This window comes from Streptomyces sp. NPDC002577 (assembly GCF_053594815.1).
Genome location: NZ_JBSFWK010000013.1, coordinates 168048 through 180978 on the forward strand (window position 1 = coordinate 168048; position 12931 = coordinate 180978).

The following is a 12931-nucleotide window of genomic DNA, read 5'->3' on the forward strand; positions in this document are numbered from 1 at the left end:
CGCCGGGGCCGGAGGATCACGGGTTGGCGGAAGATCCTTGCCTCGATGGAACCGTCGCCGTCGCGTCCGCCGTCCCCCACGGCACCGGCACCGTGTGCGGTGCCGTTCGGCCGGACAGGCCGGCCAGTTCGCAGAGACCAGGGGGGTCACACCATGCGAGCCATCCGCCGGATCCCAGCCGCGCGTCGCGGACGGAATTCACGGCGCAGAACGTCGGTGGCGGGCGCGGTCGCCCTCGGCGCCGTACTGGTGTTGACCGCCACGGCGTGCGACGGCTCGGGCGAAGACAACGCGGGCGATGAGCCGTCGGCCGCCGGCACCCGGACGGACGACGGCAGGTTCGAGATTCCGCAGAACATCCAAGACCGGCTCAAGGAGCACGGGATCGACCTGGACAAGTGGCGGAACGGCGCCTGGAAGAACTGGGACAAGGACGACTGGCTGCGCGAGGCCAAGGACTTCGTCAACCCGGTCATCGAGGGCCTCTGGGACCCGGACCGGATGCGCGACGCCGAGGACCCGGACACGGGGGTCGCCGACGATCTCGCCGGCGACCAGGGCGTCACCGACCCGACGCCCGCTCCCGTGGCGGCGCGGACGGTGAAGACGCCGTACCACGCCGACGCGGCCGAGGCGGGCAAGGTCTTCTTCGACGGGCCGGAGGGCTCGATGGTCTGTTCCGCGACCGTGGTCGAGGATCCGGCGCACCCCGGCAAGTCCAATCTGGTGTGGACCGCGGGCCACTGCGTGCACGCGGGCAAGGACGGCGGCTGGTACCGCAACATCGCCTTCGTCCCGTCGTACAACAACGACGGCAAGTCGGTCGATGACCTGCAGAACGCCACCAGGGAGGAGGTCGCTCCGTACGGCGTGTGGTGGGGTGACTGGGCGGCGACCTCCGACCAGTGGATCGAGCAGGGCGGGCCGACCGGCGGGCAGGGCGCTCCGTACGACTTCGCCGTCATCCATGTGACGCCCGAAAAGGGCGGTGAGGGCAAGTCCCTCGAGGAGACGGTGGGTTCCGCGCTTCCCGTGGACTTCGACGCGCCGGCCGCGAACGAGCTGAGGAGCCTCACGGCGATCGGCTATCCGGCGGCGCCGCCCTACGACGGTCAGCTGCTGTACCGGTGCACGGACAGGCCGGGCCGGCTCTCGCTGTCCGGGTCCACGCCGACGATGTACCGCATCGGCTGCACCATGACCGGCGGTTCGTCCGGCGGCGGCTGGGTCGCGCAGGGGTCGGACGGCACGCCGACGCTGGTGTCCAACACCTCGATCGGCCCGGTGACGGCGGGCTGGCTGGCGGGTCCGCGGCTGGGCAAGGAGGCCGAGGCCGTCTATGACGCGGTGAGCGAGAAGTTCGCCGGGCAATGACCTCGGCAGCACGGCGGTGAAGGGGCGGCGGAGTGCCGCGCGGATGCCTTCACCGCCCCGCCGTCGTTCGCACGCCGTGCTGCATCGCTGCAGGACGGTGCACGTCCGGGCGGTGGACACGGCGAGGGCCCGCCCCCTGTGCAGGGGACGGGCCCTCGTCCTTTGGCCCTCTGGTCCGGCTTGCCCGGACCTCAGTGGGCGCCTGTCAGTGTCCGGCCGCCCGGGCCCCCGGCAGCGCCGGCACATACGGTGCCAGTTCGGCCGCGAGCTCCTCGTGCACCCGTGCCTTGAGCAGCGTGCCCTCCGCGGTGTGCTCCTCGGAGATCACGTCGCCCTCGGCGTGGGCGCGTGAGACGAGCCGGCCCAGCGAGTACGGCACGAGGGCCTCGATCTCGACCTCGGGCCGCGGCAGGTCGTTGTCGATGAGCTGGAGCAGCTCGTCGATGCCCTGGCCGGTGCGGGCCGACACGGCGATCGAGCGCTTCTCGATCCGCAGCAGCCGCTGGAGCTCCAGCGGATCGGCCGCGTCCGCCTTGTTGATCACCACGATCTCGGGCACGTCGGTCGCGCCGACATCACGGATGACCTCGCGCACGGCTGCCAGCTGCTCCTCCGGCGCCGGGTGGGCGCCGTCCACCACGTGCAGGATCAGGTCGGCGTCGCCGACCTCCTCCATCGTGGAGCGGAACGCCTCGACGAGGTGGTGCGGCAGATGCCGGACGAATCCGACGGTGTCCGCCAGCGTGTAGAGCCGGCCGCTCGGGGTCTCGGCCCGGCGCACGGTCGGGTCGAGGGTGGCGAACAGGGCGTTCTCCACCAGCACACCCGCGCCCGTCAGCCGGTTGAGCAGCGAGGACTTGCCTGCGTTGGTGTAGCCCGCGATGGCGACGGACGGGACCTTGTTGCGCCTGCGCTCCTGGCGCTTGATCTCGCGGCCGGTCTTCATCTCCGCGATCTCCCGGCGCATCTTGGCCATCTTCTCGCGGATCCGCCGCCGGTCCGTCTCGATCTTGGTCTCACCGGGACCACGGGTGGCCATACCGCCGCCTGAGGAGCCGGAGCCACCGCCACCCATCTGCCGGGACAGCGACTGACCCCAGCCGCGCAGGCGCGGCAGCATGTACTGCATCTGCGCGAGCGACACCTGCGCCTTGCCCTCTCGGGACTTGGCGTGCTGGGCGAAGATGTCGAGGATCAGGGCGGTGCGGTCCACCACCTTGACCTTGACGACGTCCTCGAGGTGGATCAGCTGGCCCGGGGTGAGCTCACCGTCGCAGACCACGGTGTCGGCCCCGGTCTCGAGCACGATGTCGCGCAGTTCCTGGGCCTTGCCGGAGCCGATGTAGGTGGCCGGGTCGGGCTTGTCGCGGCGCTGGATGACGCCGTCGAGCACCAGCGCGCCGGCGGTCTCGGCCAGCGCGGCCAGCTCGGCGAGCGAGTTCTCCGCGTCGGTCACGGTCCCCGAGGTCCACACGCCGACGAGCACCACGCGCTCCAGGCGGAGCTGTCGGTACTCGACCTCGGTGACGTCCTCGAGTTCGGTGGAGAGCCCGGCCACACGGCGCAGGGCCGCACGCTCGTGACGGTCGAACTGGTCTCCGTCCCGGTCTCCGTCGATCTCGTAGCTCCAGGCGACGTCCTCTTCCATCAGGGCATCGGCCCGAAGACCCTCGGGGTAGTTCTGAGCGAAGCGCTGCTCGTCCTGGGAAGGGGAAGAAGAGGAGGTCATTGGATCCTTACGTCGATACGGGAGTGAAACGGTGACGGACGTGAGCCGTCAGCAGGGTCAACGATCGGGGCTGTCCTGGGATTCCCCGGAGCACAGCCGGGCCGTCCCGAGAAGTCCGAGCGGAGGTCCGCAGCGGCCGCGCCGCCGACGTGAAGATGGTCGCACGGCGCGGCCCGCGTCGTCATCCGGGTTATCCGCCGGACGTCAGCGGGGTGACCGGGCGGGATTGCCCGCGGCCTCGGTGTGCCAATCCGGGTGTCCCGGCATCGGCGGCGTCTTCGTTCCGTACAGCCAGGCGTCGAGGAATCCCCGCAGGTCGCGCCCCGAGATGCGGGAGGCCAGGGAGATGAAGTCCGCCGTGGTAGCCGTCCCGTCACGGTACGTGTCGACCCACGTCCGCTCCAGCTGCTCGAAGGCCGCCCGGCCGATCTCCTGCCGCAGCGCGTAGAGCGCGAGCGCGCTGCCGTCATAGACGATGGGGCGGAAGATGCTGATCTTCTGGCCGGGCTCCGGGGCCTTGGGGGCGGCGGGCGGTCCGCCGGACGCCCGCCAGGAGTCCGACTGGCCGTATGCGGCACGCATCCGCTCGTCGAGCGACGGTCCGCCCTTCTCTGCTGCGTAGAGGGCCTCGTACCAGGTCGCGTGACCTTCGTTGAGCCACAGGTCCGACCAGGTCCGCGGGCTCACGCTGTCGCCGAACCACTGGTGCGCCAGCTCGTGCAGCATGATCGACTCGATCGTCCAGGCGGGGCGGCCACGCACCGTGAAGAGCTCTCTCTCGAAGAGAGAGAGCGTCTGTGTCTCCAGCTCGAACCCCGTCTGGGCCTCGGCGACCAGCACGCCGTACCGCTCGAAGGGGTAGCGGCCGACCCGGCGCTCCAGCCAGGAGATCTGGTCCGGGGTCTTCTTGAGCCAGGGCTCCAGCACCTTGCGGTCCTTGGTGGGCACGACGTCGCGTACGACCAGTCCGTGCGGCCCCGTCCGGTACAGCACCGACGACTTGCCGATGGACACCTGGGCGAGCTCGGTGGCCATGGGGTGCAGCGTCCGGTACGCCCACGTGGTGGTCGAGCCGGCCCGCGTTTTGCCGGCGGGCACGCCGCCCGCGACCGCGGTGACGTTCGAGGGCGCGGTGATGCGGAACGTGAACAGTGCCTTGTCCGAGGGGTGGTCGTTGCACGGGAAGACCCGGTGTGCGGCGTCCGCCTGGTTGGCCATGGCGAGGCCGTCCTTGGTGCGGACCCATCCGCCGTCCACCTTGTCGGGCGACACCGGATTGCTGGTGTGCCGCACGGTCACCCGCATCGCGCTGCCGCGGGCCAGCGGCAGGAACGGCGTGACGACGAGGTCCTCGCCCGCCTTGGTGAAACGGGCCGGCTCGCCGTTGACCTCGACCGACCGGACCGTGCCGTGCCCGAAGTCGAGGTTGAAACGCATGAGCGGGCTCGTCGCCCGGGCGACGATCTTGGTGACCGCGTCGAGCGGCTTGCTGTTGTCGCCGCGATAGGTGAGCGAGATGTCGTACGACGTCACGTCGTAACCGGGATTCCCGAGGTACGGGAAGAGCCGGTCGCCGACGCCGAGCGCGGGGGGTCCGGCCGCTCGCGGTGAGCCGGAAGAGGGGGCGGCGGGCAGGGGGGCGCTCGCGGCGATGAGAGCGGCGCAGGCCGCCGGGGCCAGCAGCACGGTGCCGATCCGGAAGGTCCGGGAGGCATTCGCTGGCGGCGCCTTGGTGCAAGGGGTGAACAGCATGGACCACGGCTACCAGCGCGCCGCGACGCCCGGCCGCATGGCCTGCAGCGGACCGTCATGCGCTGGCTGCACGAGGAGCCCGGCTGCTGGGACGTCGAGGTGCTGTTCCTCCGCGATGACGACACCCGGGCCCGGGAGGCCCTCCACGTCGTACTGAACATGGCCGACCGCGAGCAGTCGCCGCAGCTGTCGGTCCCGCCGGACACGGCCGTCCTGCCCGGTGACGCGGGCGTCCCGCCCGGCGGCCCGGCCACCGGCGCTCCGCACCTGTCGCAGGCCGGGATCGAGCCCCGTGCGGGCAGCATCAGTCTGGTGCTGGACGTGACGGGCGCGCCGCTGGAGCGCGCCGCACCGGAGCAGCCCGCGGCCGGCGAGGCCCTGGCCGCTCTCCGGCGTGAGTTGGCGCACTCGCGGCAGCGCGGCGCCCGACCCGCCGTCGCCGTCCTCGGCGCCGATGCGTCCGCCGGCGAGCCGGTCGCGGCTGTGCACGCCTTACGTGAACTGGCCGACCACGGCGCTCGATTACTGCTGGTGGTGCGCGACAGCGACAGCGGCAGCGACAGCGGCAGCGACAGCGGGCGCGGGTTCGCGTACGAGATGGCGTACCGGCTGCTGCCGGAAGACCGCGCCGAGCGCTGGCTGGCGCGGATCGTCGAGCGCGTCGCGCTGCTGGCCGCCGCCGAGAAGCGCTCCAGGGACGTGTACCGCCGGGTGGAGCGCCGCGTCGTCGATCCGCCCCGTCCGACGGCGTACGGGGCACGGGCCCGGCTGTGGACGGTGCAGCTCGCGGGCGAGGCGGGGACGGAGGAGCGGCATCCGCCGGCCGCGCCCCGCGCCTCGGCGGAGGGCGGAACGGCCCGGCGGGCGGCCTTTCTGGAAGAGCTCTCGTACGCCGAACAGGCCGTGGAGACCTACCTGCTGCGCGCCGAACGCGCCGAGCGCGAGCTGCGCGGCGTGCTCGACGCGCATCTGCGGCTGCGCGGCCTGCTCGCCGCCCAGCAGGCACGGCTCGACGGGCAGGGCCTGGCCGAGCACCCCGACGCCGTGGGCGCCTTCGGCAAGGCGCAGCAGTTGCTGATGGGCGGCCCGTGCCCGCTCACCGACGCGGAGCACGCGGTGCAGGCGTTCGCCCGGGTGGTGCGCCGGCTCACGCGGGAGGCGGCCGAGCAAGGGGGTCCGGCGGATACGGCCGGTGGTGCGGACTCTCCGCCCGATTCGGCGGATGCGGCCGGTGCGGAATCCCCGGCACCCGATGAGACTGGTGACCGATGACCCGGTGTCCGCACCCGGGGTGCCCCGGCACGGTCACACCCTCCGGGTACTGCCGGGTCTCCGGCGAGCTCGTCGACCCCGCCACCCGGCTCCATTCGTCCGCCGCGGTCCCGGGATCCCCAGCGAGCCCGGGTCCCACGGCGCCCCTGTTGCCCTCGGCGACCGAGGGGGAAAGCCCCTCCGCCGTCCCGGAGCCCCACGCCCCGGAGCAGTCCGGGTCGTGGGTCGTCGTCGTGCCGGATCCCGGCCCCGGACCCGCCCCGGGCCGCACCGCCGACGTCGAGCTCCCTCACGAGAGCCCGGACCCCACGCTGCTCCCCGAGATCAGACCGCGGGGCGGAACGGCGCCGGGCACCCCGCGCCCGCCGGAGGCCCACGGCACGCCGGACGCCCCGGGCGCAGCGGACGCGGTGAGCGGACTGCTGCTCGCCGACCAGTACCGCGTGGTCAGGCGGATCGGCCACGGCGGCATGGGGGAGGTCCTGCTGGCGCTCGACACCAAGGTCGACGATCGCGAGGTGGCCGTGAAGGTCCTGCGGCCCGAGCAGTCCGCTGTCGCGCGGGACGCCCTGGCGAAGGAGCGGCAGGCGTTCGCGGAACTCAACCACGAGGGCATCATCTCCGTCTTCAACTACGGGCATCACGACCGCTTCGGGGACTTCCTCGTCCTGCCGTACGTGGACGGGCTCAACCTCGAAGAGGTCCGCGCCCTGGCGAGGCGCGAGCCCGAGCGGTTCGGGGGCGCGCGGTTCCACGAGTTCGTCCTCGCGTACGGGGTCCGCGTGCTGTCCGCGCTCGCGCATCTGCACGCGCCCGAGCGCAGGAAGGTCTACGGCGATCTGAAGCCGCAGAACGTGATGCACGACGGCACCACCACGAAGCTCATAGACGTGGGGAGCATCCGGGGCGAGCGGGCGCGCGGCCTCACCACCGACGGCTATCGCGCGCCGACCGTGCCCGTCACCACGGGCGCGTCCACCGGTCAGGACGACCTGTTCAGCCTCGGCGAGACGCTGCGCACCGTGTGCGGACTGGGTGCGACGCGGCACGATCTCGCCCGGCTCGGCGCCCTGGACCGGCTCGCCTCGTCCGGTCCCGACGAGGTGACGGCAGGGGCCGCCCTCCTGATGACCGCGCCCGCGCCGCAGGGCCTGGGGCTGGTGTCGCTCGCCCGGGTGCTGCAGCGTGCCACGCGCGAGGAGCGGGCGGACCGGTTCGCGACGGCACGGGAGATGGCCGAGCAACTTCGAGGCGTCTTCCGGGAGCTGCGGTCGCTGCGCACGGGTCTTGAGACGTTCGAGCCGTCGCCGCTGTTCCTGCAGTCGCCCTACGCCCTCGAGGGCGCACTCGGCGTCGCTCCCCGGCTGTCGCGGTGGGCGGCTCCGCCCGAGGACGACGGGCCGCGGGCGCCCCTGCACGCGGCGCCGTCCGCGGCGGATGTGGCCCAGCGGCTGCCTGTGCCGCGACCGGATCCGGACGACGCGCACCACGCCGAGCTCAGCCGGCTCTCCGACGCCGACCCGGCGGCGCTGCTGCAGCACACGAAGGCGTGGTCCGGCTCCGCCGAGGTTCATCTGCTGCGCTGCCGACTCGAGTTGAGGGTGGCGTTCCGGGTGCCCGACTCCCCCACCGTCGAGGGCCCGACCACCACGGAGCCCCGTCTCGCCGAAGCCGAACACGAGTTGCGGCTCGCCACCGAGGCCATCGGCGCCGGGCGTGCCCGGCATGACTGGCGTGTCGACTGGCACAGCGGGCTGCTCGCGCTCGCGCGGGACCGGGTCGAGGACGCCCGGGACCACTTCGACCAGGTCTACGCGGCGATCCCCGGCGAGTACGCTCCGAAGCTCGCCCTCGGCTACTGCGCCGAGCGGCTGGGGCGCCGCCATGAGGCGCTGACGTTCCACGAGGCCGTGCGGCTGCGCAATCCCTCGCTGGGCGGCGCGGCGTTCGGCGTCGCACGGGCCTGGCTGGCGCAGGGCGGCCCGCAGGCCGACGCCTACGCGGTCGAGGCGCTGGACGCGGTGCCGCAGCACTCGCGCCACCGCACCGCCGCTCGTACCGCCGCCGTGCGCATCGGCGTCAGCCGGGCGCAGGACGCCCGGCAGCTGGGCGCGGTGCTCCGGCGCCTCGCCAGGCTGTTCCACGAACACGGCCTGACCGACGAACAGGCCCGGGTGCGGATGAAGGCGGAGGTCTGGGAGGCCGCGCAGAACCTGCTGGCGCGCGGCTCCCTCGACGCCCGGCAGCTCGGCGCGCTCTCCGACGCACCGGACGCCGCACGCATCGGTTTCCCCGGCGACGAACGGCAGTTGCGCAAGGATCTGTCCCGGTTCTACCTGGGCCTCGCCCAGCAGGCGGCGCGCTCCGACGCACCGGGCGGCGGAGAGCTCGCCGAGCGGCTTCTGGACCGGGCCTACCAAGTCCGCCCGTTCGCCTACCGACACAACAGGGACAGCCCATGGTTGGGGAAGAGGATCAGCAACTGGCTGCGGGCCGCGGCGCTCACCCCGCCGAGGGTCCGGCCGCCACGATCGGACTCGAGGTGAGCCAGGTCGTCGAGCTGCCCAGACCCAGGCCGGTCCCCAGAGGAGGGCGCGCAGGCCCAGACAGGGCGAGCGCGCCTGAGCCGGACGCGACGGGCACGGGGTCAGGCACAACGCTCGTACCCAAGGCGCAGGACACCGCCCGTATGTACGCGGTGATCACCGTCTCCGTGCGCCGCCGCCCCCGCGCCGCCCGCCCGGTGCCGGACGCCGCGCCGCGTCTCGCCGAGGTGCTGCTCATCGACCACTCCTCCTCGATGGTCAACCCGCCGAGCCGGCTGGCCGCCGCCCGTGAGGCCGCGGCGGCCGCGCTGGACCGCATTCCGGACGGCGCGCGCTTCGCGGTCGTCGCCGGGCGGGACCGGGCCGCCATGATCTACCCGCGGAAGTTCGGGCTCGCGGTCGCGGACGCCCGCTCGCGGGCCGACGCGACGGTCGCCCTGCACGCCTGCACCCCGGGCGGCGGCACGGCGATGGGCACCTGGCTGGAGAGGGCGCGCCTGCTGTTCCGCGAGCTCCGCGACGTGCCCGGAAAAGACACCTTCGTACGGCATGCGCTGCTGCTCACCGACGGCCGGAACGAGCCGGGATACGAGTCGCGCGACGAGCTGCGCGAGCGGGTCGGGACCTGTGCGTCGGAGTTCACCTGCGACGCCGTCGGCATCGGGGACACCTGGGACACCGACGAACTCCTGCTGATCACGGGCGAGCTGGGCGGCCGGGCGAGCGCCGTGGGTGATCTCGCCCGGCTCTCCGGCGAGTTCGCGGCGCTCACCGAGCGGGCCGTGGAGCGCGACATCACGGGGTTGCGGCTGCGCCTGCACCACCGGGCCGACGTCACCCTGCACTCCTTCGAACAGGTGCATCCGACACGGGTCGCGCTGCGGCCGGTCCACGTCGACGTGTCCGCGGTGGAGTCGGGGGCAGGCGGGCCGATCGAGGAGTACGCCACGGGGGCGTGGCGCGAGGAGACGCGCGACTATCTGCTCTGCGTCAGCGCTCCGTACCGCGCCGACCAGCTGGGCAAGGCGCTGTTCCTCACCGAGGTGGAGGTCGACGTGACGGGGCCTGCGCGGGACGAGATCGAACTTCCAGAGCCCGCCGCTGTGTTGATGCGCTGGTCGGACGCGGCGGACCTGTACAGCAGGCTCGATCCGCGGGTCGCCCACTACCTCCACGAGGAGGAGTTGCACCGTACGTTCGAGCAGGGCTGTGCCGCACTCCGCAGGGGCGACACGGCGGCCGCTGAGGCCCACTTCGCCCGCTCCTGGACCCTGGCGACCCGGACCGGCGACACGGCCATGCAGGACCACCTCCGCAAACTCGTCGACGTACGGCGTGGCGCCGAGGGCCCGTCGGTCCGGCTCCGCCCCGTCATCGAGCGGTTCGACATCGAGGCGGCCCGGATCCAGGCGAGCACGAGCGTCCTGCCGACCGGGGAGCAGGACCAGTGAGCCGTGGAGCGGGACCAGAGAGCCGTGGAGCGGGACCAGAGAGCCGTGCAGCGGGACTGGAGAGCCGTGCAGCAGTGCCGGTGAGCGGGGCGGGCCCCCAGGCCCAGGAGGCGCCTCCCAGGCTCTTGAGGCACTGGGGGAGGGTCCTGCAAGGCGCCCGCACCGTGGCCGCCGTCGGCGCCGAGATGGGCAGGCGCCTGTGGCGGTACGCGTGGCCGTCGCCCGCGGGCCGCAGCAACCGGGCGTATCTGCGGGACCGGTTGATCGCACTGCCGCTGCTGGCGGTGATCGCCTTCGGCACGTTCGGCTGGGCGTACGCCGACGTCCGCGGGGACTCCGCGTATCTCCGGGACCACATCGCGCCCACGCTGGTGGATCTCGCCGACGCCAGGGTGTCGCTGGAGATCGCGCAGGGCGAGGCGAGCGAGGCTCTGCTGGACGAGGACGGCGCGGTGGAGCTCAGCGGGCTCAGCGAGCGGTACCGGACGCGGATGAGCCGGGCCACCCAGAGCCTCAACCAGATCGCGCAGCACGGCGCCCTCACGGTGCCCGAGCAGCAGAAGCTGAGCGTCGTCTCGGGCCTGCTCGCGGACTACGGCGGCTGGATCAACCGCGCCCAGGCGGACGGTGACCGGGCCCTGCGCAGAGCCGAACTCAGCTACGCCCAGAGCATGGTGTGCGACATGAGCCCGGGCAGCGACACCGGCAAGAGCAAGAGCAAGAGCGAGGGCAACGGCAAGAGCGACGACACCATGTACCCGGAGTGCAGGCGGTCGACCGGCTCCTCGGCGACCGCGACCACGATCGTGGACCGGATCTCGTCCCTGGAGCGGGTACTCCGCGGCCGGCTGAAGGCGCGCGCGGCGTGGGGCGGGGGCGTGATCGCCGCCCTGGCCGTCTCGGCCGTCGCCTTCGTCCTGCTCTCCGCCGGGCTGACCCGTACGGTCGTCTTCCTGCGCCACCGCTTCCGGATCCGCCTGAGCCTGCCGTTGATGGTGGCCGCGCTGCCGCTGGCGGCGATCCCGCTGCCCGCGGTCGATGCCGTACTCGCGTACCACGCGCAGCAGCAGGTGGTGCCGAGCGCCTCCGACCTCTCCGGCCGGACGTCACCGGACACCGAGGTGCTCGCCGAGCAGCAGTGGGGCGGAAGTCTCAACCCGCTGGCCATCCGCGCACTGGAATCGTCGGTCGACCACGAGCTGGACACGGGCCGCCTCTCCTTCCTGGACGGTGTGGCGCCGTTCGTCATGCCGGTGGGCGTGGTCGCCGCGGCCGTCATCGGCGGCGCGCTGCACACGTACCGCCGCGAGTACCTCCTCCTCGCCCGCCCGGGAGCGGCCTCATGAACCACCCGCGCCGTGTCCTCCGTACGGCCCTGGCCTGCGCCCTGTTCGCCCTCGCCGCACTCTCCGGCGGCTGTACGGAGGGCGGCAGGGGCACGCTCCGTGTCCTCGGGCCCTGGACGGGCCCGGAGGGCAAGGCGTTCGCAGCGATGCTGAGGAAGCTCGACGACGACACCTCGTACACGTACGCGTACGAGGGGACCAGCTCCCTGCGCGAGACCCTCGTCGCACAGCTCGAGGCGGACGACCCGCCCGACGTGGCGATCCTCAACAGCGTCGGCGAACTGACCGAGTACGCCAACAGGGGCAAACTCAAGCCCCTCGGCGAGGCCGCCCAGCGCGCCTTCCCGCCCTGGGCGGGCGCGCTGCGGGTGAAGGGCCTGCTCCACACCTACTGGGTCCCGTTGAAGGTGGACCTCAAGAGCCTGGTGTGGAGCAAGAAGGACTCGTCCGGCGGCAGTGCCGCGCCGAAGTGGTGCATAGGCCTCGCGTCCCAGGCCACGTCCGGCTGGCCGGGCACCGACTGGATCGAGGACATCCTCCTGCACCAGGCCGGACGCTCCGAGTACACGGACTGGGCCACAGGGAAGCTGAGCTGGCAGGACGACGTGGTGAAGCGGGCCTGGAAGACCTGGGCCGACCTGCTCGGCCCCCGCTCGCCCGACTCGATCGAGAAGTCCCTCAAGATCTCCTACGAGGGCACGGCCGACGCGAACGGCACCTCGCGCGGCCTGCTCGACTCGACCGACGCGCTCGGGAACTGCACGCACGAGCACCAGGGCGCGTTCGTCCGCTATCTGTACGCCGGCGACGACATCCGCGTCCAGCCGTCGTCCGACTTCCTGCAGGGCCCCAGCGAGTACAAGCGCGCCTACGAGGTGTCGGGCGACATGGCCGCGGTGTTCAGCGGCAATCCCGACGCGCAGGGGCTGGTCGAGCGGCTCTCCAGCCCCAAGGCGCGCGAACTGTGGCGGCGTATGGCCAGTGAGGTGTCCCAGCCGGAGCCGCAGCCGCTCTTCCCCGCATCGGCCGATCCGCAGCCGACCGACCCGATCGGCCGGGAGATCGCCGGCATCCTGACCGACGAGACGAACACGCTCTGCTTCGACGCCTCCGACGTCATGCCGCCGTCGCTGCGCGACGCCTTCCACCGCGCCGTACTGGAGTACTTCCGAAGCCCCACGGACGAACGCCTGGGCGGCCTGCTCAAGAAGCTGGACTCGGTGCGGAATGCGGCGACCGGATCCACCAGCTCATCCGGTTCATCCGGTTCATCCAGATCATCAGCTTCGCCTGGTTCATCTGCGGGCGACGAGGGCCAGGACAGCACAGCCCGCCCGCCCGACAGCATCTGCGCGTCATCGGCAGGCTAGGCCCTGTCGTCACATTCCCGTCGTCCGCCCGGAGGGCGGGCCTCGCGGTGTCTGGTGCGTGCGATCGCAAGGCGCCGGAGCGCCCTCGTGG

8 protein-coding genes are annotated in these 12931 nt (G+C 72.6%); 6 read left to right on the top strand and 2 right to left on the bottom strand.

Translation table 11 applies throughout. The features are described from left to right. Nucleotides 1-153: 153 nt before the first annotated feature. Entirely contained in the window at nt 154-1374 is a 1221-nt protein-coding gene (locus tag ACWD4J_RS19800) for a trypsin-like serine peptidase (RefSeq protein ID WP_451396675.1), read from the top strand. A 205-nt stretch (nt 1375-1579) separates the two neighbouring features. On the opposite strand, the gene hflX is transcribed toward ACWD4J_RS19800, so the two are convergent. Together hflX and ACWD4J_RS19810 are read right to left on the bottom strand one after the other, a co-directional pair. Further along, nucleotides 1580-3103, bottom strand: a complete 1524-nt coding sequence (gene hflX / locus ACWD4J_RS19805; protein ID WP_451396676.1) for a GTPase HflX — start codon at nt 3101-3103, stop codon at nt 1580-1582. Nucleotides 3104-3307: 204 nt separating this feature from the next. Next, the gene (locus tag ACWD4J_RS19810) at nt 3308-4855 is read right to left on the bottom strand and encodes a M1 family metallopeptidase (protein ID WP_451396677.1); all 1548 of its coding nucleotides are present in this window, start codon (nt 4853-4855) and stop codon (nt 3308-3310) included. Nucleotides 4856-4912: 57 nt separating this feature from the next. Here ACWD4J_RS19810 and ACWD4J_RS19815 point away from each other — a divergent pair, with 57 nt between their 5' ends. The 5 genes from ACWD4J_RS19815 to ACWD4J_RS19835 all read left to right on the top strand — a co-directional run bounded on the left by ACWD4J_RS19815 (nt 4913) and on the right by ACWD4J_RS19835 (nt 12840). Further along, a complete protein-coding gene (locus ACWD4J_RS19815) occupies nt 4913-6127 on the top strand; it encodes a hypothetical protein (RefSeq protein ID WP_451396678.1) in 1215 nt (404 codons plus the stop codon). A gap of 149 nt (nt 6128-6276) precedes the next feature. Then, nucleotides 6277-8673: a tetratricopeptide repeat protein gene (locus ACWD4J_RS19820; RefSeq protein WP_451396679.1), complete on the top strand. Its 2397-nt coding sequence runs from the start codon at nt 6277-6279 to the stop codon at nt 8671-8673. Between the two features lie 143 nt (nt 8674-8816). Further along, nucleotides 8817-10124, top strand: a complete 1308-nt coding sequence (locus tag ACWD4J_RS19825) for a VWA domain-containing protein (RefSeq protein ID WP_451396680.1) — start codon at nt 8817-8819, stop codon at nt 10122-10124. A 164-nt stretch (nt 10125-10288) separates the two neighbouring features. Continuing rightward, nucleotides 10289-11470, top strand: coding sequence for a hypothetical protein (locus ACWD4J_RS19830; RefSeq protein ID WP_451396681.1), 1182 nt, complete (start codon nt 10289-10291; stop codon nt 11468-11470). Then, a complete protein-coding gene (locus tag ACWD4J_RS19835) occupies nt 11467-12840 on the top strand; it encodes an extracellular solute-binding protein (RefSeq protein ID WP_451396682.1) in 1374 nt (457 codons plus the stop codon). The genes ACWD4J_RS19830 and ACWD4J_RS19835 overlap by 4 nt, the downstream gene beginning before the upstream one ends. The last annotated feature ends 91 nt before the right edge of the window (nt 12841-12931 follow it).

Coding starts and splice junctions, on each gene's coding strand:
- ACWD4J_RS19835 (WP_451396682.1), top strand. CDS start 11,467: ATGAACCACCCGCGCCGTGTCCTCCGTACGGCCCTGGCCTGCGCCCTG.
- ACWD4J_RS19825 (WP_451396680.1), top strand. CDS start 8,817: ATGTACGCGGTGATCACCGTCTCCGTGCGCCGCCGCCCCCGCGCCGCC.
- hflX (WP_451396676.1), bottom strand. CDS start 3,103: ATGACCTCCTCTTCTTCCCCTTCCCAGGACGAGCAGCGCTTCGCTCAG.
- ACWD4J_RS19800 (WP_451396675.1), top strand. CDS start 154: ATGCGAGCCATCCGCCGGATCCCAGCCGCGCGTCGCGGACGGAATTCA.
- ACWD4J_RS19810 (WP_451396677.1), bottom strand. CDS start 4,855: ATGCTGTTCACCCCTTGCACCAAGGCGCCGCCAGCGAATGCCTCCCGG.
- ACWD4J_RS19815 (WP_451396678.1), top strand. CDS start 4,913: ATGCGCTGGCTGCACGAGGAGCCCGGCTGCTGGGACGTCGAGGTGCTG.